Annotated in this window: 20 protein-coding genes and 1 tRNA gene; 9 read left to right on the top strand and 12 right to left on the bottom strand. The window is 44.7% G+C overall.

Translation table 11 applies throughout. From position 1 onward, the window contains the following. Window positions 1-184 precede the first annotated feature (184 nt). The 3 genes from F6J99_RS02775 to F6J99_RS02765 all read right to left on the bottom strand — a co-directional run bounded on the left by F6J99_RS02775 (window position 185) and on the right by F6J99_RS02765 (window position 1,863). Window positions 185-871, bottom strand: coding sequence for a carbonic anhydrase (locus tag F6J99_RS02775; RefSeq protein WP_293111609.1), 687 nt, complete (start codon window positions 869-871; stop codon window positions 185-187). A gap of 696 nt (window positions 872-1,567) precedes the next feature. Further along, entirely contained in the window at window positions 1,568-1,693 is a 126-nt protein-coding gene (locus F6J99_RS02770; protein ID WP_293111608.1) for a hypothetical protein, read from the bottom strand. A gap of 83 nt (window positions 1,694-1,776) precedes the next feature. After that, window positions 1,777-1,863: transfer RNA gene (locus tag F6J99_RS02765), tRNA-Ser, on the bottom strand. 84 nt (window positions 1,864-1,947) lie between these two features. Here F6J99_RS02765 and F6J99_RS02760 point away from each other — a divergent pair. Together F6J99_RS02760 and F6J99_RS02755 are read left to right on the top strand one after the other, a co-directional pair. After that, window positions 1,948-2,316 (top strand): 2Fe-2S iron-sulfur cluster-binding protein, encoded by a 369-nt coding sequence (locus F6J99_RS02760; protein WP_008178059.1) that lies wholly within the window; start codon window positions 1,948-1,950, stop codon window positions 2,314-2,316. A gap of 76 nt (window positions 2,317-2,392) precedes the next feature. Beyond that, the gene (locus F6J99_RS02755) at window positions 2,393-2,830 is read left to right on the top strand and encodes a thermonuclease family protein (protein WP_293111607.1); all 438 of its coding nucleotides are present in this window, start codon (window positions 2,393-2,395) and stop codon (window positions 2,828-2,830) included. 242 nt (window positions 2,831-3,072) lie between these two features. On the opposite strand, the gene F6J99_RS02750 is transcribed toward F6J99_RS02755, so the two are convergent. The 4 genes from F6J99_RS02750 to pgl form a co-directional block, all read right to left on the bottom strand. Next, a complete protein-coding gene (locus F6J99_RS02750) occupies window positions 3,073-3,375 on the bottom strand; it encodes a hypothetical protein (RefSeq protein WP_293056023.1) in 303 nt (100 codons plus the stop codon). Window positions 3,376-3,663: 288 nt separating this feature from the next. Further along, window positions 3,664-4,125 carry an FHA domain-containing protein gene (locus tag F6J99_RS02745; protein ID WP_293111606.1) on the bottom strand — a complete coding sequence of 154 codons (462 nt, stop codon included), beginning with the start codon at window positions 4,123-4,125 and terminating at the stop codon, window positions 3,664-3,666. A gap of 420 nt (window positions 4,126-4,545) precedes the next feature. After that, window positions 4,546-5,433 carry an FHA domain-containing protein gene (locus F6J99_RS02740; protein ID WP_293111605.1) on the bottom strand — a complete coding sequence of 296 codons (888 nt, stop codon included), beginning with the start codon at window positions 5,431-5,433 and terminating at the stop codon, window positions 4,546-4,548. Window positions 5,434-6,028: 595 nt separating this feature from the next. Then, window positions 6,029-6,751, bottom strand: a complete 723-nt coding sequence (gene pgl, locus F6J99_RS02735; RefSeq protein ID WP_293111604.1) for a 6-phosphogluconolactonase — start codon at window positions 6,749-6,751, stop codon at window positions 6,029-6,031. 565 nt (window positions 6,752-7,316) lie between these two features. Between pgl and F6J99_RS02730 the strand changes: the two genes are divergently transcribed. The 3 genes from F6J99_RS02730 to F6J99_RS02720 are packed head-to-tail and all read left to right on the top strand — an operon-like array spanning window position 7,317 to window position 10,402. Then, complete coding sequence (locus tag F6J99_RS02730; protein ID WP_293111603.1) at window positions 7,317-8,573, top strand: transposase; 1,257 nt, start codon at window positions 7,317-7,319, stop codon at window positions 8,571-8,573. 58 nt (window positions 8,574-8,631) lie between these two features. Continuing rightward, the gene (locus tag F6J99_RS02725; protein ID WP_070392834.1) at window positions 8,632-9,450 is read left to right on the top strand and encodes an HpsJ family protein; all 819 of its coding nucleotides are present in this window, start codon (window positions 8,632-8,634) and stop codon (window positions 9,448-9,450) included. Window positions 9,451-9,502: 52 nt separating this feature from the next. Further along, window positions 9,503-10,402 (top strand): glycosyltransferase family 2 protein, encoded by a 900-nt coding sequence (locus F6J99_RS02720; RefSeq protein ID WP_293111610.1) that lies wholly within the window; start codon window positions 9,503-9,505, stop codon window positions 10,400-10,402. A 1,010-nt stretch (window positions 10,403-11,412) separates the two neighbouring features. Here F6J99_RS02720 and F6J99_RS02715 read toward each other — a convergent pair. Then, complete coding sequence (locus F6J99_RS02715; RefSeq protein ID WP_293111602.1) at window positions 11,413-11,700, bottom strand: hypothetical protein; 288 nt, start codon at window positions 11,698-11,700, stop codon at window positions 11,413-11,415. A gap of 1,176 nt (window positions 11,701-12,876) precedes the next feature. On the opposite strand from F6J99_RS02715, the gene F6J99_RS02710 reads away from it, so the two are divergent. The 3 genes from F6J99_RS02710 (at window position 12,877) to ftsY (ending at window position 16,988) form a co-directional block, all read left to right on the top strand. After that, window positions 12,877-13,605 carry a DUF502 domain-containing protein gene (locus F6J99_RS02710; protein WP_070392836.1) on the top strand — a complete coding sequence of 243 codons (729 nt, stop codon included), beginning with the start codon at window positions 12,877-12,879 and terminating at the stop codon, window positions 13,603-13,605. A 40-nt stretch (window positions 13,606-13,645) separates the two neighbouring features. After that, window positions 13,646-14,275, top strand: a complete 630-nt coding sequence (gene nusB / locus F6J99_RS02705; protein ID WP_293111601.1) for a transcription antitermination factor NusB — start codon at window positions 13,646-13,648, stop codon at window positions 14,273-14,275. Window positions 14,276-15,134: 859 nt separating this feature from the next. Next, window positions 15,135-16,988, top strand: coding sequence for a signal recognition particle-docking protein FtsY (gene ftsY / locus F6J99_RS02700; protein WP_293111600.1), 1,854 nt, complete (start codon window positions 15,135-15,137; stop codon window positions 16,986-16,988). Here ftsY and F6J99_RS02695 read toward each other — a convergent pair. The 3 genes from F6J99_RS02695 to F6J99_RS02685 all read right to left on the bottom strand — a co-directional run bounded on the left by F6J99_RS02695 (window position 16,977) and on the right by F6J99_RS02685 (window position 18,518). Next, window positions 16,977-17,120, bottom strand: a complete 144-nt coding sequence (locus F6J99_RS02695) for a hypothetical protein (protein ID WP_293111599.1) — start codon at window positions 17,118-17,120, stop codon at window positions 16,977-16,979. The genes ftsY and F6J99_RS02695 overlap by 12 nt on opposite strands. Window positions 17,121-17,428: 308 nt before the next feature. After that, window positions 17,429-17,851, bottom strand: coding sequence for a helix-turn-helix domain-containing protein (locus F6J99_RS02690; protein WP_293111598.1), 423 nt, complete (start codon window positions 17,849-17,851; stop codon window positions 17,429-17,431). 490 nt (window positions 17,852-18,341) lie between these two features. After that, entirely contained in the window at window positions 18,342-18,518 is a 177-nt protein-coding gene (locus F6J99_RS02685) for a hypothetical protein (RefSeq protein WP_293111597.1), read from the bottom strand. Between the two features lie 895 nt (window positions 18,519-19,413). Between F6J99_RS02685 and F6J99_RS02680 the strand changes: the two genes are divergently transcribed. Further along, entirely contained in the window at window positions 19,414-20,649 is a 1,236-nt protein-coding gene (locus F6J99_RS02680; RefSeq protein WP_293111596.1) for an ABC transporter substrate-binding protein, read from the top strand. A 566-nt stretch (window positions 20,650-21,215) separates the two neighbouring features. On the opposite strand, the gene F6J99_RS02675 is transcribed toward F6J99_RS02680, so the two are convergent. Further along, window positions 21,216-21,638, bottom strand: coding sequence for a helix-turn-helix domain-containing protein (locus F6J99_RS02675; RefSeq protein ID WP_070392843.1), 423 nt, complete (start codon window positions 21,636-21,638; stop codon window positions 21,216-21,218). Between the last annotated feature and the right edge of the window lie 87 nt (window positions 21,639-21,725).

The raw sequence follows: 21,725 nt of genomic DNA, 5'->3' as shown, positions 1-21,725 counted from the left end.
TGTTGCAAATAGGTTGTTGTAAACTAAGAAGCTGATTCAACTGTTGGCTGTAAACTGTTTACGACTTACTGACAACAGTTTACTACAGGCTAAGAGTAAAAATGATGCTAATTAGATTATAGCACCTCTAAGCAGGGTAGCATCTACTTTTTTTTTCGCTTATTATTATCACTTAGATTAGAGTTTATTCGGGAGAACCTTTATAAATTCTTGCTTGCTGCTGAGGTGTTATCCATGCTCCTCTTGAAAACTGGGTTTGAGGGGGTACAAACTGCTTTTGCAGTGGACTATATTCCAGAACCTCTCCCGTTTCTATCTTATAGACCCAGCCATGAAGCCGAATTTCCTCACTTCTGAGTCGAGATTGAATAACTGGGTAAGTACGTAAATTTTGTAGCTGGTTAAGGACGTTTTCCTCCACCGCCCCATTCAGGAGTTCGTCACCTTCGTAGTCTTGATAGTGTTCTTTGATAATCCGGCGAGTAGCTTCGGCATGCTTGAGCCATTGGTAAACGGCTGGCATGTCCTCTTCTAGCTTGTCGATTTTCAGTAAACCTTTCATCGCTCCACAGCGATAGTGACCGCATACTATAATTTCATTAATGCCTAACGCATAGATAGCATACTCTACTGCTGCTGGTTCACCGCCATTACTTGCTCCATAAGGCGGTATGATATTCCCGGCATTGCGGATAATGAACATTTCACCAGGCTCAGTTTGAGTAATCAGACTCGGGTCAATCCGAGAATCTGAACAGGTAATGAATAGTACCCTGGGATGCTGCCCGTGAGACAGTAACTCAAATAGGTCTCGGTGGGTCTCGAAGTAATTGGTCTGGAATCGATGCAGACCTTGAATCAACTGCTTCATTTCAGGCTTACAGCTAGATGCTCTATATTGGGATCTTAATTATTTTTTGACACTCCCCGCCCTGGAAGGACGGGGATTCCCAGATCTACGATCGGCCTTAAACCTTTGTGTCCTAATCTTTGACGCCGCCAAAAATCGGGCAATATCTAAACCAAAATCCCGTCAAGACCAAGACTCTAGTCAGTTCACAAAAGACCCAGCGGGCTAATCTCCTTGGGCGTTTAGCTACTTATTGGGAAGTGCCTTATGAAGTCGGTTGCTTCCCTGTTTCACTTGGTTCCGGCGTGCCCCGCCGTACCATTTATTTTCAAACTGTGATGCAGCTGGGTTCACACACCAACTGTTAATTGATGATTGGGTTTTTAGCGATGCAGCGCGGTCTTGGGGGTTTCCCCCACTCGCTATTGCATCAAGAAAGGAGGACTTTCCCTACCCTCCGGGCATTACTACTTTAAGGTCGAGCAGTGGCGGGTCTTTCTCCCGGTTGCGCCTCGGTTTTTCAGCCTGTACCCTGTAACCAGCTTATACCAAATGAAACTTGTGAGTGACAACTAAAAAGCCGCCGTACGAAGGACCGGGTTTTAGACCCAAAGTTTTTGATAAGGAATAGCCCTCTTAATTGACTTTCAGGTTTGTATTTCGGTCAGCTTCAGTTATCAGCGAACAGCGATTAGCGCTACGCGCACGCGTGCGCGTTCAGCTATCAGTTATCAGCTTATGGGTTAGCTCCCAGGCTCGTTCGCACAGCGTGGCCATTCGCGTAGCGTGGCCAAAGGCCAAGGCCAAAGCCTGTGCCACGCTACACGAAAAGGCAAAGGCCAACGGCTGACGGCTGACGGCTGACGGCTGAATTCTGACCGCTGAATCCTGACCGCTGAATGCTGATAGTATTGATCGAATCGGTACGGAGAGGGAGGGATTCGAACCCTCGTTAGAGTTACCCCTAAACAGCATTTCCAGTGCTGCGCCTTCAACCACTCGGCCACCTCTCCAGGTAAAGTATTCAGTTGGAGCTTTGAATTTTTCTCAACTCATCGCCCGATTTCTTATTATACAGAAAATTATATAGGAAGTCAATGACTCAATCGTACACCATTCAGATTCATAATCGCCAAACTGGTGCTAAGCACAAGGTAAACGTGCCAACAGACCGCTATATCTTGCATTCCGCCGAAAACCAAGGTGTGGAGCTACCCTTTGCCTGCCGCAATGGAGCCTGTACCACTTGCGCAGTGCGAGTGTTGGCAGGAAAAGTCTACCAACCGGAAGCCATGGGACTATCTCCACAATTGCGGGAGCAAGGCTATGCTCTATTATGTGTGAGTTATCCCCGGTCAGACCTAGAGGTAGAGACTCAGGATGAAGATGAAGTGTATGAACTTCAGTTCGGTCGATATTTTGCTAAAGGCAAGGTTCGGTTTGGGCTGCCACTGGATGAGGATTAGGACACTAGCGGAGCAGAGGTACAGTAGAGCGGGTAGCCTGCTGAGTTGCTTTCTGCTCTTCCTCGGGGGTTGCCAATTGACCAATGTCCCCAACCAGACTAGTGCTCAAGTGCAACAGGTGATCAGTGGACACACGGTGGATGTCTTGATCACCAATCAAGATCCACCATTAGTGGCACGAATCCGGATGATTGGTATAGAGGCACCAAGCTGGAAACAAAAGCCTTGGGGAGATCAGGCCAAAACCTGTTTACAGAAGATGCTTAGTGAAACTAGTGATCAACAATCGGTTATGTTAGAGCTCGATGTAGAGGAACAAGACCGCTATAGTCGCTGGTTAGCCTATGTATGGATAGATGGTGTGTTGGTCAATGAGCAGTTGGTAGCTAAGGGCTGTGCCTTAGCGTCACCCCTAGCCCCCAATAACAAGATCTCCACTGTCAGGTTCAAAGCGTTATTTTTGAATTGGAGCGTTCCCGCAGTAACGTTACTTTTAGTCCCATGGCCAGCTTAAAATGGTCTAATATAAAGTAATAGGAAAAAGGTTAAATGCTAAGAAGAGGATAATAATAATGCATCAAATTAAGCTGGCTAAGCCAGTAGGAACGGAAGCCTTGGGTTCCTACTAAATAAGCGCGTTTAGAGTCTAGTTTTGAGTAAGTTCTATTTTAATGACGAATTACCAATTACCAATTACCAATTACCAATTACCAATTACCAATTACCATAAAATTTCCATCTTCCATAGCCAGAATCCTAAGTTAATTTCTCCCTACTTAGCTTATATTTCTTCTTAACTGACATCAAAAACCTATACCAGGCTTGTGCTGGTTGGTCGTAAAATGTGAAGATCTCCCCATAAGCAATTGTTGCATCCTGATGATGAAGCCAATGCTTTTCTGGAGTAGTAATGCACAATAAGTTGCAAAGGCGCTCTAGGATATGGGGAGTTTTCCAATCCATCACAAAAACATGCCTCCAAATAAGATGAAGCTCACCCAAGACTAGTCCCAAGATAGTTCCTAGAGGAGAAATCTGCCAGAACCAAGGCACAAACATCAAATAAGGAAAGGTACCTGCGTGCGCGATCAAGCATTACCAGGGGGTTCTTAGTTAATAAAGCATAGTGAATGAAGCTACGATTCTTACTATGGTGTACTATGGCATGGAATTTGCCAAAAACGTGCTCAGGGACATGGTAAACAAAAGTAGACAGGAAATCCCACAGTAGTAGCTGCAGTAAACCAACTAATAATATCTTAATGATGAACACATCTAACTCTTCTTCGTATGCGCTGATCTTAGTCAACTTACCAATTAGTAATTAGCATCAATTACCATAAAAGTTCAATCTTCCATTTCAGTTGACTCACTTTGATCGGATTGGGTGCTTTCGGCATTTATCAACGTATTATTGAATGAATTGATGTTCCGCTTTCGTTCAGAGGTACGCTTATCCAAAATTGTCTTCAGCCTTGCTGAAGGCATTTCTCCATTAACATGAATCTGAATTTTCGGACCCGAACTAGCTAGACGAATAATCATCCCATCGATAACCGGCATTTGGGTAATCCGCTTGCCATCCATGTAGGTGCCATTGGCACCTAAACTGATAATTTCCCAACCATTAGGATTTCGCCGTAGTTCTACATGGTGACGGGAAACTACAGCGCTATAGAGAATAACCTGATTATCGGTTGACCGGCCAATCCGAATCACTGATTCTGTTTCAAAGGGCCAACTTTGAACAGGCACAGACTGGAGAGGATGCAGTAGGGTTAGGGTAATCGCCGGTGTCACATCTTTCAAGGATTTTGTCCTCACGGCCTGATACTGTTAACTATCCCCCACCGACACGACGTGGGATTTCCTTGCTTATACAGCCAAAACGGCTGCCAGAGTTAGTCATATCTGCTTAGATTTACAAGGACTGACATGCACCCCAATTAAGGCACACCTATATTAATATAGAATTTAATGTAAACACTATGACTATAGACGACCTTACTAGAAGGGGCAATCTAGGAGAGTGCCACCATGGTGAATTGTTAATCTAAGGCTATCACTTAAAAGGAAGGTCTGCAATTGACTATAAGCCCTCTCTTGAAACATCCTTTAGTAAACCGCCCCGATAGTAAACTGCCCTGACCTAGCTAGATCTTTAGGTCAGGGCTTTGTCCGAGATCAATTTTGCACAACCAGCTGTCACACCTACCTAGCACCGGAAACTCAAGAACTTTGGAACAAAAATGTCACTTTATCACCTTTCCCCAAGCTAATGCGATCGCCTGTTCTTAGTCGATGCCGATTGCCTGGTGCTAGAGACGTGTGGTTGACATAAGTGCCATTGGAGCTGCCTACATCTTCAATATAGTAGGTATCCCCCTCAACTCTGATATCGGCGTGAATGCGAGAGACAATGTCTGAGTCAGGAAAACCAGAGACATCAATATCCGGTGGAATTTTATCATTGGGCTTACCCATATGAATCACTGATATATGCTGCGGTAACTCAATTGTTGTATTGGTTTGCATATGCAACAGTTGAGCTGAGATTACCTGCAACTGAGTTTGGGCACTACCTCTATCCGGTACATAGGGGGGTGGCGGGTTCTCTAAGTCAGCTTCTGGTATTGACGGTGAGGTTACGTTTTGGCTAGATTCTTCTTGAGAAACCCCTAAATTCCCAACAGTAGGCAGCGGCAATGGCAGGGTTTCTAAGTCAAGATTCTGCGGTTGAAATGCTTCTGAGTTGAGGGCTGGATTAACGACCGTAGCTGGCATAGCGGTGGTAGATTCAGCATCATCAGAACTGATAGGATTGGATGCTGGATCGGGGACTTGAGTATTCATAGCCATCGGTATAGGTTCAACAAGTGGTTCTGGGGATACCAAGTCGGGTATCTCTGGGGTAGAGTTTGACCCTGATTTCTCCCCTTTCTCCATATTGGCACCCACATTCAAGTGAAATCCACACTGACCACAGAAGCTTGCGTCAGTCTGAACTGTTGCACCACAGTTAGGACAGCTGGTAGTGGAAGGTAAGGGAGTGTAGCAGGCTTCACATTGGGTAGCCCCTTCCGGATTTTGGTGATTGCAGTTAGGGCAAACAATCATAGAACTTTAATTTATTATTTTTAACAGCTATTATCTAGTTTCAGATCATGTGACGATCATACACTTCCCGATCGGGCAAGTGTAGGCTTAATGCACCTCTTAAGGCTACCAGAACTTCTTTAGCCTTTGGAGACTCTGCGCGAACGAGGTACTATTAGTTATAGAACTATCAATAACTGGATTTCCTCATGCATGGCGCGTTTTCTTGCCAGGAAAACGTACTGCCCCACTTTTAATAGACTTGATTGACGTTACTGTTTGGTTATTTTTGCTGCTATCTAATCCAGCAACCTTCTCGCTGATTAGACTACAGTAGACTTGGGCTATTTTCGGTTAAAATTGGAATTAATTCCTGTCCCGCATCCAACCACCGCTCCCCTATCTGAGGAGACCTGGGATTGGTGCGGGTTTTAGCTAGAGTGGGAGCATCGAAGGCAAAAGGCTTCCACACAAAAGGCTACCAGGCAAGTCACCCTAATGAATTATCAAAATCCATAAAAATATAACATATATCCCCTAAAACTAGAATAGTTTCTCAGTAACCGGATACAATTGTTTCGCACTTCATCGTTCACACTTGACACTTCCGCACTTGTCAATGTTTCAAATCTTGACCTGCTGATTCATCTAGAAGCCACCAAAGTTCTCCTTGGGGCTGGATCAACCGAGCTGGATAGGTTTGTGGATCAGCTTCGGGGGCAAATATTTCAGCTAAGGCTGCTCTTTTGCCAGCACCAGCAACCAGAAACATAACGCAGTTGGCATGGTTAATCAAGGTGGAGGTAAAGGTGATTCGTGGTTGACCATCTTTGTTGCCAACTGTAACGAGTCGGTCTTTTACTTGCAGAGCCTCTGTATGGGGGAATAGGGAAGCAGTATGGCCATCATCACCAATGCCTAACAAAATTACATCAAAGCCAGGAAACTCTCCTACTGGTATGCCAAAAAACTCATACAGTTGAGCTTGATGTTTATCCGCGTCAGCAGCAGGGCTAGAGCCGTCGGTGGGCATGGGGTGAATGTTAGCTTCTGGTATATCGACTTTGTCTAACCAGGCCAGACGAGCCATCCTTTGATTACTATCCGGGTCATCGGGACTAACATAGCGTTCATCACCCCAAAACACATGAATGTTATTCCAGGCAAGGTCAAAGGTAGCGATCGCTTCGTACAAAGGCGCTGGGGTGCTACCGCCAGCAAGGGCAATGGTACAACGACCGTTAGCCTCGATTGCTCCTTCGATTTTACTGAGGACAACATCAACAGCTCGCCTAATCAAAGCTTCTTTATCCGGTACAACTTCAACCACTTTGTTCATAAAACCTGTCTGCCGAGGAACACTACATCCACAAGACTACCGTTAATCAGCTATTGTGCGATCGCTTTACCTGATTCAGGAAGAATACCAGAAATTATCCTAACACCTTGATTAGTGGTTAATGGTTAATGGTTAATGGTTAATGGTTAATGGTTAATGGCCTGCGGCTCGTAACGCTCACCTAAAAGGTAGAGCGCGGGATTTCCCATCTAAAACGTAACACCAGCAACGGATGTTGGAGTTAGGATTATCGATGGCCATAGGTTAATATGGGCAAAGCGCCATGGTTGGCTCTCCTGCTGTTCTATTTTTCAACTTTACTGAGTACCCCAAAAACTACTCTAAAAACTAGTAAGCCAGTAAGTTTAGGAAGGATTACTCAGTAAATTCCCCAAGTCGATGATTAACTTTTGAGGGGTTCGGGGAGCGATAAGTCCCGCGCTGTATGCGTAGCATCAGCGTCGGGATACATGGACTCCCCTTGAAAGGTCTTATCCCCTCGATGGGGATAAGACCAGCATTTACCATTAGCTCTGGCTTATGGCAAACTAGAGTCATGCTGAGGATGAACTACACCTACCGAATCTATCCAGACTCCACTCAGCAGACTGAACTGCTGGAATGGCTTGAGATATGCAGAGGCATATACAACTATGCATTGCGCGAACTCAAAGACTGGATTGCTTCGCGTAAGTGCATGACAGATAGGTGCTCCCTACAAAAGGAATACATCATTGCGGCTGTGAAACCCTTTCCGTCCTATCATCGCCAGCAAAATAACTTGCCCAAGGCCAAGAAACAATTCCCCCACTTGAGCAAGGTGCATTCTCAAGTGCTGCAAACTACGATTCGTAGACTGCACGACACCTGGGATTCATGTCAAAAGCGTGGGTATGGATTCCCACGATTCAAAAAGTTGGGTCAATTCAAGTCCTTTGTGTTTCCTCAATTCAAGAACAATCCTCTCAACGGCTTCACCATCAAGTTGCCGAAGATTGGCTTGGTTCCCATCAACTTGCATCGACCGATTCCTGATCGATTCAAGATCAAGCAAGTTCGGGTCTTGTCTAAAGTGCGAGGCACACAATGGTATGTGGTTGTCACGATCGAATCTGATGTTTCGGTTCCGGATGCTCCGCTTCACGGTCGTGCTATTGGAATTGATCTCGGATTGGAGAGATTCTTGACCGCTTCCGATGGCAGCTTCCAGCAACGTCCTAAGTTTTTTAAGTCCATGCAACGCAAGCTGAAATCGCTGCAACGCAGAGTGGCTAGAAAACAAAAGCGTTCTCAAAATTGGGAGAAGGCGCAAATTAAAGTGGCGAGGATACACCATCGCATTGCCAATCGTCGCAAAGACTTTCACCTGAAAACGGCTCATCAGCTTTGTGAGCAAGCCCAAACCATCTTTGCAGAAGACCTCAACCCTAAAGGCCTCACTAGAGGGATGTTGCGTAAAGATTGCGTTGATGCTGCCTTTGGGCAATTCTTGTCTTTGACTGAATGGGTCTGCTGGAAGCGTGGGGTATACTTTGCCAAAGTCAACCCCAACGGCACTAGCCAGACCTGCCCCAAGTGCCTGGGCACTGTGCCCAAGGGACTGGAAGTTAGAGAGCATCATTGCCCTGATTGTGGATATCGAACCCATCGGGATCATGCTGCGGCAGAAATGGTTTTGCATCATGGATTAGAGCCAATAGTCGCCCAGGGACTCTGGGGAATGGAAACAGCCTGTCAAGTCGGTCTGTCGGGGGTCGATGACCTAGATAACTGGCGTGGGGCAGGAATATCCAATCGTGAGGTTGGGAAGCCCGGGCTGTAGCCGTAGGGTCAGCGTCGGGAGGATGTCACGTTAATCTAATAATCGCGCTTCATAGCCCATGAATACTAATTCTGTTTATTCCTCGTTTACTGCTCTGACTCTTAAGGTTGTCGGGCTGATAATGATCGTTTCTTCCCTTTTGGATTACATCATTTTGGCAATTCCCCCACAGGGAGCTAACCTGTTAAAGCCAGAGTGGCAGTTGAACTTTGCTACCCAAGTTGTTGACCGAGGTATTATCCCTATGGTCGGCATTGGGTTTTTATTTGCTGGATATTGGATTGCTCAAAGTGCTGCTACCGCTACTACAGAGCCAAAATCTTCGGTTCAAGATCTCCGATTTTGGGTGCTGTGTCTCTCTAGTTTTCTAGGGTTGGTCTTTCTGCTAATGGTACCCCTGCATCTCAATAACCTTCGTTTGCAAAGTTCCCAGGCTCTAGAACAAATTAACCAAAGAGCTAAGAGCGCCGAAGTTCAACTGGAAAACCGCACTCAGCAAGTCACTGAACTTCTCAAAAGTCCTCAAGGTATAGCCCAGGTAGAAAAGAGACTCGCCGATTTAGACGCAGCCATTAAAAGTGGTAGGATTCCAGCACAGCAGCTTGAGCAAGCCAAAGCTCAGGCTAACAGAGTTAGACAACAATTGCAGGCAATTAAGGAAAACCCTGATGTCCTCAATCAAGAAGTAGAGCAGAATATTAACCAAATCCGTAGTCAGAAACTTCAACTAGAGAAACGAGCCACCACAGAAGCTTTCAAACTGGGCATTAAAACTGGTCTGAGTAGCTTACTCCTAGCAATTGGCTATATTGCCATTGGCTGGACCGGATTGCGAGGGTTGGGAAGTACACCAGTAACCCGTCGTGGGCAAGCTTAGTAGGGTGGAAACTTTTAACCCTGACCAGATTTTTGATAATGATCCGCTTGAGATGTTCTCTATCTATATCCTGACCTACAACGAAGACCTAGATATTGCTGCTTGTATCGAGTCAGCCCTACTCTCGGACGATGTGATTATCGTAGATTCAATCAGTAGCGATCGCACTGTAGAAATTGCTAGTCAGTATCCGGTGCGAGTTGTGCAGCACGCCTTTGAAAGTCACGGACGTCAGCGCACCTGGATGCTAAAGGAAGTGCCCACCAAGTACGAATGGGTCTATATCCTTGAAGCTGATGAACGCATGACCCCTGAGTTATTTTCCGAATGCCAGGGAGCAATACAACGACAGGAGCATGTGGCTTATTACGTTGCAGAGCGGGTCATGTTCATGAATCGCTGGATTCGCTACTCTACTCAGTATCCCCGTTACCAACTACGGCTGTTTCGTAAGGAAAAGGTTTGGTTTGATGATTATGGTCATACGGAACGGGAAGTATGTGATGGACCGACTGGTTTCATAAAAGAAACATATCCTCACTACACCAACAGTAAGGGATTTACCCGCTGGATTGATAAACACAATCGCTACTCTACCGACGAAGCCCTCGAAACCTTGCGCCAGTTGGAGCAAGGAACTGTTGAGTGGCGAGACCTATTTTTTGGGCGTTCGGAAGTAGAAAGACGCCGTGCCCTGAAAAATTTGTCCTTACGCTTGCCCTGGCGACCTGTATTGCGTTTTCTATACATGTACTTCCTACTCGGAGGCTTCTTGGATGGTCAAGCCGGGTTTACCTGGTGTACCTTACAAGCATTTTATGAGTATCTGATATTGCTCAAAGTTTGGGAACTTAAGCATCCCATTCCGCCTCCGAGTAGCCATGTCATGCCCTCAACTTCCCCAGTCTCAAAAGACTCTGATGCTACCCAGGTCACTTCATCATCATCCTAGTAGTATTTCGCTCAGATTACGGTAGAATCAAATAGATTACTATACCATTGGCTAACTAACTGAATTGGCTAACTAACCGATAAATCAAACATTTCATAGTAAAACTGGGTAGCAGGAAACCCCGCATCTAATGACCAGGGAGGACTTTGACCTAGCAGCAATAACCAGCTTTTGGCGCGAATCTAGGTTAAAATACAGAAGACGCAACAACCATTAAAGGAAAGGTGAAACTCCTGGTAGAGGGAAGTTTTGGTCAAAAGGTAGCTACCATAATTTATTACCAAAAGATTTGGGTAATCGCGCCCCTAGAGACGCGCGCCGAACGAGAGGGTCGCCTTTAAGGTGGGTCGGTCTCGCGCAAAAAGGTTAAAACTTGATAATTAAGGCGACCCTCTCTTACGGTAACTTTAAATCCTTCGTTGGCCTTTGGCCACGCTACGCGAACGACGGCTTTTCCGTCGGATGTGATAGAATAAAAGCATAAGCAATAAACAAGCTAGTCAGATAGGTACTATCTAATCATAAGTAGACAACGTAAAAAATATGTATGAGATACGTATTGCGTAATTTGGTCTAACCACTACAACGTCTATGAAAAACTTAGATAAAAAAGTATAAAGGTGCCCTTGACCTATTAAGAATTAAATTCGCCACGGGTCGCACCTCTGTCTATTCATATAAAAAAGGTACGGTGGGGTTAGAAGTTACCGTAACAAGAGGGTCGCCTTTATAGTTAGTCGGCGCTTGTGTAAAAAGTTTTAACCTTTCTTGATGCAAAGCGCGAGTGGGGGAAACCCCCGCATGAAGGCGCTGCATCGCTTTTGATTAAGGCGACCCTGTCTTCATGCAAAGCGCGAGTGGGGGAAACCACGGCAAAGCGCGAGTGGGGGGAACCCCCACAGGTCGGCGCTGCCTTCCCAAGACCGCGCTGCATCGCTCTGATAAGGCGCGCGTTTCCGGCACACCGAAACCTAGATCTATGATCAATCACGCTTGGGGAAATTTGTCCTCTACTTTTTCTGACTCCGGTTTGAAAGAGCCACGACGAGTCGTAGAGCCAAGAATCCCCGCTCCTTACTGGCAGTGCCAGAGGCTACGCGAACAGGACGGGGAGTGTCAATCCAATCGGTGCCTCTACAAGCAAAAGCCGTTGTTGTGAGGGAATCAAGAACTTCGGGGAAGCCAACGCTACCAAACACAAAATTATACTCAATGGCATTTTGCCGGACATGGTAGAGGCAATTAGCACCGCCTTGATGACTACCTTGAGGACTACCGAGAAATTGGTAGTTGCCCACCAGTAATGCTATCCATGATTATCTCCTCTAAGCAATCCCCGCGTCTAATCACCGCAGAGTGTCAATTACGATTCTCTATCTTTGTTAATCTATCTCTGGTAATATGTAATCTCTGGTAATATGTAAAGAATAATACCAATTGATCTGGTCAAAGGGAAAAAGCTGGTCTGATCTTAGTTCATGCCAGTAATAACTCTATAGCTAGTGCTCGATAAAATCTAGTCATGGGTATAACGCGCCAAAGGCCATCATCTTGTCCAGCATTAACTAGCGCTAGACTTAGGAAGTGGTCTTTTAGATTGATGCAAACGGGCTACCGTTTTGTGGCAGTATCTAGAAACCAGATTTGGAGTAGCTAAAGCCATCTCCCAACTCTAGAATGAAAAGGGAAAACAGGTGTAATTCCACTGTTAAAACTTCCCTTTACAAGGAGAATGTTAGCCATGGGTCGCAATTACCAAGGTTGACTATTGGTATCAGTTAATTGGTGCAGCGTAGGTTATTCCTATGATATAGCTTCCCATGGGGTAAAGCAACCACACTTTCCTCCCACTCCACCTCCTTTAAAATTAGTGTCTTTCCACATAACCAACTATGCTTCGATTGAGCAGTATAAAGTCAGGAGCTTCGAGTCAGACTAATTGATTGTCAAGGAATTTTTACCTTGAAATCCTCGTTCAAAACCAACAATCGTTCTGTCTAGTCCCACTAACATAGCTGAATTATTATGATCACAACTGAATTCTGTATCCTGTATCCTTTTCATAGGCGAGTAAATTGATGAGAACGAACTGAGGTATACTAGTCGATAACGGCTAGATCCACCTTGGCATTTTTTCAACCACTCGAAAAAAAAGTGGCTATAACAAGGTCAGCTATCAGCTATAAGCTAATGCGCTACTTGAGATGCTACTTGAGGTGCTATCAGCCAAAAGGCCTGTAGCAAAGCTACCGGAACAGTTTATGCCCATAGCGCACTCTACACCGAACAGCTTTTGAATAAAATAAGCTGACGGCTGATCAATAAAATAAGCTGACGGCTGTTCGCCCAGCGTGAGCTAAAAGCTCACGGCTGACAGCTGAATGCTTACATAAAAAGTTGGGAGAGTAGTAGGGAATTGAAGTGGCTAGTAAAAAAAAATTTTATTCAGTTATTAAAAGGAGAATCTGTGCTCTGTGTTCGAGGGCTTGAAGCAGGATCTAAAAAATGACCTAATTGCAGGAATTCTAGTGGTAATTCCCCTGGCTACCACAATCTGGTTGACGATTACAATCGCTAACTGGGTGATAAATTTTTTAACTAGAATTCCCAAACAAATTAACCCTTTTGATAATCTCCACCCCATCTTAGTAAATCTGATAAATTTAGCAGTGGGACTGACAGTCCCACTACTATTTATTATGCTGATTGGCTTAATGGCACGCAACATTGTTGGACGGTGGTTGCTCGATTTGGGTGAGAAACTATTGCAGGCGATTCCCTTAGCTGGCTCAGTATACAAAACCCTTAAACAGATTTTGGAAACCCTTTTTCAGGATTCTAAAACTAAGTTTAGCCGGGTGATTTTGGTAGAGTATCCTCGCCAAGGAGTCTGGGCGATCGCGTTCGTAACCGGTGTTGTCAGTACACAACTCCAATCCCACATGAATCACCCGATGTTGAGCGTTTTTATACCTACTACTCCTAATCCCACCAGTGGCTGGTATGCTATGGTTCCTGAACAGGACGTGATTAATCTTTCGATGTCCATCGAAGATGCCTTTAAAGTATTGCTCTCAGGTGGAATTGTTAGCCCAGATAACCCGGGAATCCCAATTAACCTACAGCAGCCTCCTGAAAAGCAACCATTGGAAGAACCATTGCCTGAGATGATACAGCAGGTTTTGCCAACAGAAGACGCTTAATCGTTTTGGGTAAAAGGACAAAATTAACTAAGGACAAACAATGCAACCTCGCAGAATTGCCCGTGAACTGGCTCTTTTGAGCATCTCTCAGATGCCCAACTCACCAGAGCGGTTGGATACACAACAACTGAATAATCTGGTGCTGGCGGCTGTTCGTACCCTGACTGGAGAAATTCAAGAGGCTTTAGAAACGGCGGCGGCTGAACTGAAACGGGGTAGCGATCGCATTCTTGAAAGTGAAACTCGTGCTACTGATGTACGTAGTGCTAGAGCAATGGTAACGGATGCAATTGAGTTAACTGAAAAAGCTATAAATCGCTTGGGAAGTGCGGTAGAGATTCCCGAAATTGTCCAGTTGTCTAATACCGCTGAAGTCCGTAGCTATACCCTAGAAATTCTCAAAGCTGTCAGTCGTAGACAGCTTGAGATTGATCAGATGTTGAACCAAGCCCTTAAAGATTGGCAACTGAAGCGCTTACCTCGTATTGACCGGGATATTCTGCGCATGGCTGTGGCGGAAATTGCGTTTTTAGATATCCCAGACCGAGTCGCAATTAATGAAGCAGTGGAACTGGCTAAGCGCTACAGTGATGAGGAGGGACACCGTTTTATTAATGGTGTTTTGCGTCGTGCCAATGAGTTGATCAAAACTCAAGCCATAACACAATAGAGGAGGGAGTAGGGAGTAGGGAGTAGGGAGTAGGGAGTAGGGAGTAGGGAGTAGAGAGGGTAGTGGTAAAGATGTAGTGATTTGGCTAGGGTCTGGTCAAGGTAACGGGAGCTAAAATCACTACTTGTGTAGCACTACCGTAGAGAGGAGGAGTATCGGGAATAGCCTAAAATTAGGCTAATAGGCAAGGCTACATTAGAAAATTAATAATATTAAGTCAAATATCGATAAAATTAAGACAAACAGATAAACATCAAGCGAGAGTTAGCCACTTAATTTATTGAGTGGACAGCGTTCCCGTAGCGTGGCCTACGGCCAGCGTACCGGGATAAATCCCGGCTATCGTGTTAGAATAGAGATGCGAGTAAGGAACAAGGTTGGTTGCGTTGATTTTTTGCTAGTACGGTGAGATTCCGGCCAGGAGGAGACGGGGTGAATCCCACGACCATGGAACAGGTAAGTAATGCAGCAAAAAGTAGCGATTTATTGCCCTAATTTGTTTGGTACAACCACTCCGAAAGCTATTGTGAATTAAAAGTAAATCCACAGGTTAACTTTTTTTGGTTAATCCGAGGGAGGTAGGGCAGTTTTGAGTCTGCCACAACGGTACAGGCTAGATTCATTTCTAGTTAGTATTGTGAGCGTCGTGGAGAGGCGCTTTCCAATGGCGAATCAGATTCGCCATTGGAAAGCGCGCCAAGCGCGGTTTTAACCCGCGTAACGACACGACTCTTAGAATCCACGCGATTTCAATCCGTGGAGAACTCAAGGTTAGGGATTAGCCTAGGGCTAGGCACTCAAATCCTAAATCAAATATTGAATATATATAGTTAATTGACGCCATAGTCAAGTAAGGGTAATGGTCTTTAATTGGTTCCACCGAAAGTCTGATGCTAGCGCAGGGTCTGCTAAGAAAAAGGACTCTGATACATCTCAAGTAGAATCGGAACAAAAGGCAACAGAGCAACCAATAGACCAAGCTGATTCTAAGTCCCAAGAAGAGTCATCTTCGGCAGCAGCTGATGATTACCTGAGTTGGGCAAAAGCTGCCTACAAAAATGTTCAGAAGCAACAAGTAGATCAATCTCCAGAGGAAGACACTACTGACAGTAAGCCAGTAGATGATTCAACCGCTCAGCCAGCAGCAACGGCTACGGCAGCAAAACCTCAAGAATCACAAGAGACTGAATCTCCAGCGGCTGAAACATCGGAAGGGTCTGAGGAAACTGACACGACAGTTACAGCTGAGATAGCTCAGATAACTGTTGAATCAGAATCACAAGCAGAATCTGAATTAGAAGAGTCTACGGTTAGTGAAGCTTCGGTAGATACTGCTGAAACGGTGGAATCAGTAACCGAGCAATCCTCTGATCAGATGGTAGAGGAGGTAGTATCAACACCATCGGATTCAGTGGATTCAGTCAGGTCTAATCATGACTCATCTATAGCCATGACCTCGGTAGAGAATAAACCAATCCCTGAGTCAGATGCCTTGACAAGTGATATAGCTCCATCAACTGAGACAACAGAGGAAGAAACGCCCGCTTCTAGCCCAAGCTGGGCCAGTCGAGCAAGCACTAACCGACTAGCACGACTGGAACGTCTTAAGGAAACAGCTATTGAAACCCCTGAACCGGAACCCGAAGTGGCAACTGTGATCGAGGATGAAGGGGAAGCAGAGATAGATCAAAATGTGCTTGGTCTGGCCTTTGATGATGGGTTCTTGTGGTCAGCAGAGGTGTTGGCATCTCAGGGAAGAAGTCCTGAGGATATCTCGATCGAGGAAATTAGCTGGCTCAAGCAACTGCGTCAGGGATTGGGCAAAACTCGTCGTGGGTTGATTAACCAACTAAAGGCGATTGTGGGTCAAGGCCCGTTGAATCAAGACGCGGTAATGGAGATTGAGGCGCTGCTGTTACAAGCAGATGTAGGAGTTGAGGCCACTGACTATATTATTGATACTCTACAAGCTAGGTTGCGGGAGGAGTCTCTACCAGCAGAAAAAGCGATCGCATATCTCAAACAAATCATCAGAGATTTGCTAGAGCAACCTTACAGTAACAATTACAGCCGGACCTTTGCTCCAGAAAACGATACCTTGAATATCTGGCTGATGACTGGAGTCAATGGTGCTGGCAAAACTACTACTATTGGTAAACTCGCTAACTTAGGTCAGAAGTCAGGCTACCGTTGCTTAATTGCAGCAGCAGATACCTTTCGAGCTGCAGCAGTGGAACAAGTTAAGGTTTGGGGAGAGCGCAGTGGTACTGAAGTGATTGCTAATCCTGGTAAGAATACTGATCCAGCTGCTGTTGTGTTTGATGGCATTAGTGCTGCCCAATCTAGAAATACCGAATTACTGTTGGTGGATACAGCAGGACGATTACAAAATAAGAAAAATCTAATGGAGGAATTAGCGAAAATTCGGCGAATTGTCGCTAAAAAAGCCCCAGATGCCACAGTTGAATCCTTGCTAGTGCTGGATGCTACCTTAGGTCAAAATGGTTTACGTCAAGCACAAGTCTTCTCAGAGGCGGCAAAACTGAGTGGAGTGGTATTGACAAAATTAGATGGAAGTGCAAAAGGTGGTGTCGCTTTAGCAGTGGTGCGGGAACTGGGCTTACCGATTCGGTTTATTGGTGCAGGGGAAGGGATTGAAGATTTGCGGCCTTTCTCTAGTTATGAATTTGTGGAAGCTTTGCTAAGTGGCTAAGCTGGTTATGACAGCAAGGGAGTAGGGAGTAGGGAGTAGGGAGTAGGGAGTAGGGAGTAGGGAATAGGGAACAGGGAACAGGGAACAGGGAACAAAAATTATCACCATTCCTACACGGATCCCTATAGTCATGGTCTGATCACTGATTATGGGATCAGAAAAATCTGATTGCTAAAAAACGCGATCGCTACTGTCTCGCTCATCTAAAAAACGCGATCGCTAAAGTCTCGATCGCTTAGTAGTTGCGTAGGGTGCGTTAGGGACGGGCTCGCTGTGACCGCCTCTAACGGGCCTTGTGAGGACAGCCCGTCCCGTAACGCACCACCTTATATTCATTTCGCCCCTCAGCAATGCCCGATCATCAAGGATAAGACAGCTTGTCGTGATTCGATTTTAATGGAATTGGCGGTAGGCCAAGCTACGCCAAGGCAAATTCCCCATCACGCTGAAATCACTTCAAAATCAGAAATCGTCTCAATCCACACCCGTGCTCCACACTTGAGGGGATCATCTGGACGATACATCACCCGACAAGGGCCATTGACCTCTACCGTATGACCGTAAACATTTTTAGAGCCTCGCTTCACCGTAATTACAGGATTACGCTCCCCGGTCTTTAGATTTTGGCGAATCACCCTCTGATTAACGTGGATCACAGCCTTAGTGTAATTTGTACGCTTTGACCAGTTTCGTTTTGGTCCGCGAGTGCCAGGAGTCACCACCGGCATCCCATCAAACAACGGAATCACCCAAGTTCTACCCACCTTATAAGCCCCTTTAACTCTGCCCTTACCCAGAAGGTAACGGACGCGAGTGGCAGAAACACCAAGTAATTCAGCGGCTTGTGCAGTGGAAATCATCATGGGGAGTAAACCATTGCTTTTACGATATCCTTACTTTAACACACTTGTTCTTGAAAGGCAAGGGCATAGTAAAACTATTGCATTATCATAATTCAAAGGAAAAATGGGATTAGTGGGTGTAGTAAGTTAAAAATTATAAAAGGGTGGTAAAAACTATTGCAGCGATGCAGCGCGGTCTTGGGAAGGCAGCGCGGTCTTGGGGGTTCCCCCGGAGACGAAACCTTAGACAGTTGAGCCTTTATGGTTGGTAGGCTATGCAGAAAAGGGGTAAAACTTATTGATTAAGGCTCAACTGTCTTACGGTAACTATCGCCTTTGGCGACGCTTGGCCGTAGGCCACGCCAAAGGCGAACGCGAACAAACCATGAGCGACTGCCGTGGTTTCCCCCACTCGCTATTGCATCAAGACATTATCGCAATTTCTAATTTTGTGGGATATTTAGGATATGTGGAGTATGTGGGAGTAGTAGTGGAAAAGGGTGCTATAAAACTATTGCATTGTCGAAATATCAACTCTTAGCTGTTGCCTGTTGCGTAAGTTATCAGCTATCAGCTTTGAGCCTGTCTGTGGCCAACGGCTGATAGCTGACAGCTGACGGCTGACGGCTGACGGCTGAATGCTTACCCTGTTGCCTTTCTTATGGAAAAGCGATTGACATATGCACATTTTGGCTTTTTTGTCAATTCATAAGTCTTAAAATTGATCGATTGTTTCGGGGAAATTAGAGTTTTTAAATGAGATGTAAACAGAAGATGGCTCTAACCGGAAACAAGAAACAGCTAAAAGAGAAGAGTAGGAAAGAGCTCCGATATTTTTTGATGTGATCAGAAATCAGCCTTAGTGTTCATGACCTATTTGGAAAAGGGTTATTTTCTCTGATGAAAAAATAAGATATTAGATTAAATTAAAATTGTCTCTGGTTGGTTCCTCTTGTTGAAGATTGTGCTAAAATGACAATAACTCTGATTAAATAAATAATCCTAAAAATCAATAAGCTGTTTAGCATTGAGATTGGGATACCTAAATTGGTCAAAGGTCAAAGGTTCAAAGGGAACGGTGAACAGGGAACAGGGAACGGGAAATAACCAATTTAAATGGGCATCAGCTTAATTGAAAATAAATCAGGGTTTGACAACAGACATAACTATAAGACACCACAGGGCAAATCCATCTACATCCTAGAAACCTTACTCAGAAGCAATGCAGCGTGGTTTTGGCGTAAACTGCCATGAGCGACTGCATCAAGAGGTGCTTTTCGTTAGCGAATTAAATTCGCCAACGAAAAGCACACCTAACAAATATTACAACATTAATAAGCCAAATATTTATCCTAAGAATATAATCTCCAGTAGCCATTTCAAAATAAGCTTGTTTACCCTGACTCCCCCAGTTACTGATTAATTCAGGACTTAGATAATAGGGTTATTCAAATTCATCAATGTTCAGTTTTATCAATCACTTCTGGATGGATTATCAATTAGTGTTCAGCCATGATTAATGACTGATAAGTTATCACTTAAGACAACTATTTTTTACTACTATTAAGTGTATAGGATAACCTATGATTTTTATTATTGATGCAATTAAGCAAGTTTTACTTTGGTTTATCGAAAACTTTATAAAAGACGTTTACGAAGGGATTAAACGTTGGGTCAAAAATCCTAAACGTAAATTATATCCTATTATCATCGTAGTTGTATTAATACTGACTGTGTTCGGGGTTTGGTACTCTCCTCAAGTTCAAAAAGTAACAAAAGTTGCAGATGTCAAATGGACAATGATTAGCTTCTTGGGAAAAGAAACAGACAAAATTATTCTTTCCCAAGCTCCAAGAAGGCTCAAGGATAAGATTTATAACATGACAAAGGGTCGGTTTATTATTGAAATAGATAAAAAAGCACAAATAAATATAGATACAGATTCAATCCTTGAAAAAGTTAGTAATGGAGATCTAGACTGCGCCTATAATGGTATCTACTACAATAAAGACAAATATAGACCTCTTTTTTTCGGTTCAGCTATTCCATTTGGACTAAATACTCAACAGCAAAATGCTTGGCTATATTACAAAAAAGACCCAAATGATGAGTTAACTTTTATGCAGAGTATTTATCAAAGGTCAAACTTAAATTTAAACGTGATTCCCTTTCCAGTCGCAGCAACGGGTGGGCAAATGGGAGGATGGTTCAAAAAAGAAATCAACTCAATCAAGGATTTTGATGGATTGGTAATGCGTATTCCTGGACTGGGCGCGGAGGTCTTAACCAAATTTGGTGTAATAACGGATGAAGACAAACGAGGTCAGCCGCTTCGATCCAATGAAATTAGTGGAGCACTAGCAGACAAGACGATTGATGCTGCTGAGTGGACCGGTCCTCACGATGACGTAAAATTAGGGTTAAACGAAAATACTCAATATTATTATTATCCAGGTTGGTGGGAACCTGGCACAACCTTTGATATACAAGTAAACCTTAAAAAATGGAATAAACTGCCAGCTCACTATCAAGCAATATTTAAGGCTGCTTGCCATGAAACTCTTATGGAAATTTTGGCTGAGTACGATCAGAAAAATGGTGAACAGCTAAAACAAATAAAACAAACAAAAACAGTTAAACCGTTTAGCGCGGAAATAATGCAAGAGGCTGAAGAAGAAACTAATAAACTCTTGAATTTCTATGCCCAAGGCAATCCTCTTTTCAAAGAGGTTTATGACGAATGGCGAACATTTAAAACCAGAATTCAAGGTTGGCATAATACAGTAAATGACTATGCATACAAACGGGAGGCTGAGTGAACCCATGGAGCGATCGCCATTAAGAAAGCCTGCGCGAAGCACCACTAATTTTCCGGAATTTGAGAACCAACCTTAATTAGCGTTCTGCCAAATTCTGATCAGGAGAGACTTCTGGATACTCAAGAAAGGGGTGGATTTCATTAAGGCTGTTTAATCCGGTGGTGTGTTACGGGGTGGGCTGTCCCAACCCTGGCGCTCGAGGCAGAAAATCAGGGCGAGCCTGTCCCCAACGCACCCTACGCCACATTGAAAAAAATGAGATGCACCTTGTGGTTGATTCGAGATGTGAATGCGATTGGCCTAAAGCCACGCTACGCGATGAAGCGAAGCTTCCGCTAAAAGCGATCGCAAAAGGACACCTTGTGATTGATTCGATGTGAATGCGATTGGCCTACTGCCACGCTACGCGATGAAGCGAAGCTTCCGCTAAAAGCGATCGCAAAACATTGACTGGTTTGATGGGATTGGCTGTAGGTCACGCTACGCGATCACAGGAAACTTTGTGATTAATTTGATGTGAATGCGATTGGCCTAAAGCCACGCTACGCGATCACATTCACATCCCATCAAGCCGATATTACTTCAAAATCAGAAATCGTCTCAATCCACACCCGTGCTCCACAATGTAGTGGATCATCTGGACGATACATCACCCGACAGGGGCCATTGACCTCTACCGTATGACCGTAAACATTTTTAGAGCCTCGCTTCACCGTAATTACAGGATTACGCTCCCCGGTCTTGAGATTTTGGCGAATCACTTTCTGATTAACGTGGATCACAGCCTTAGTGTAATTTGTACGCTTTGACCAGTTTCGTTTTGGTCCGCGAGTGCCAGGAGTCACCACCGGCATCCCATCAAACAACGGAATCACCCAAGTTCTACCCACCTTATAAGCCCCTTTAACTCTGCCCTTACCCAGAAGGTAACGGACGCGAGTGGCAGAAACACCAAGTAATTCAGCGGCTTGTGCAGTGGAAATCATCATGGGGAGTAAACCATTGCTTTTACGATATCCTTACTTTAACACACTTGTTCTTGAAAGGCAAGGGCATAGTAAAACTATTGCATTATC

It is taken from the genome of Moorena sp. SIO4G3 (genome assembly GCF_010692305.1).
In the GTDB taxonomy this organism is placed as follows: Bacteria; Cyanobacteriota; Cyanobacteriia; order Cyanobacteriales; family Coleofasciculaceae; genus Moorena; species Moorena producens_A.
Note: the sequence above shows the minus strand (reverse complement) of the source record. Positions and strands in the feature narration are given on the sequence as shown.

Bases quoted from the DNA above. Each gene is read 5' to 3' on its own strand.
- F6J99_RS02740 (WP_293111605.1), bottom strand. From the start codon at position 5,433: ATGATTGTTTGCCCTAACTGCAATCACCAAAATCCGGAAGGGGCTACC.
- F6J99_RS02725 (WP_070392834.1), top strand. From the start codon at position 8,632: ATGAATACTAATTCTGTTTATTCCTCGTTTACTGCTCTGACTCTTAAG.
- nusB (WP_293111601.1), top strand. From the start codon at position 13,646: ATGCAACCTCGCAGAATTGCCCGTGAACTGGCTCTTTTGAGCATCTCT.
- F6J99_RS02685 (WP_293111597.1), bottom strand. From the start codon at position 18,518: ATGTGCATATGTCAATCGCTTTTCCATAAGAAAGGCAACAGGGTAAGC.
- F6J99_RS02760 (WP_008178059.1), top strand. From the start codon at position 1,948: ATGACTCAATCGTACACCATTCAGATTCATAATCGCCAAACTGGTGCT.
- pgl (WP_293111604.1), bottom strand. From the start codon at position 6,751: ATGAACAAAGTGGTTGAAGTTGTACCGGATAAAGAAGCTTTGATTAGG.
- F6J99_RS02695 (WP_293111599.1), bottom strand. From the start codon at position 17,120: ATGACTATAGGGATCCGTGTAGGAATGGTGATAATTTTTGTTCCCTGT.
- F6J99_RS02775 (WP_293111609.1), bottom strand. From the start codon at position 871: ATGAAGCAGTTGATTCAAGGTCTGCATCGATTCCAGACCAATTACTTC.
- F6J99_RS02750 (WP_293056023.1), bottom strand. From the start codon at position 3,375: ATGTTTGTGCCTTGGTTCTGGCAGATTTCTCCTCTAGGAACTATCTTG.
- F6J99_RS02730 (WP_293111603.1), top strand. From the start codon at position 7,317: ATGAACTACACCTACCGAATCTATCCAGACTCCACTCAGCAGACTGAA.
- F6J99_RS02690 (WP_293111598.1), bottom strand. From the start codon at position 17,851: ATGATGATTTCCACTGCACAAGCCGCTGAATTACTTGGTGTTTCTGCC.
- ftsY (WP_293111600.1), top strand. From the start codon at position 15,135: ATGGTCTTTAATTGGTTCCACCGAAAGTCTGATGCTAGCGCAGGGTCT.
- F6J99_RS02720 (WP_293111610.1), top strand. From the start codon at position 9,503: ATGTTCTCTATCTATATCCTGACCTACAACGAAGACCTAGATATTGCT.
- F6J99_RS02675 (WP_070392843.1), bottom strand. From the start codon at position 21,638: ATGATGATTTCCACTGCACAAGCCGCTGAATTACTTGGTGTTTCTGCC.
- F6J99_RS02680 (WP_293111596.1), top strand. From the start codon at position 19,414: ATGATTTTTATTATTGATGCAATTAAGCAAGTTTTACTTTGGTTTATC.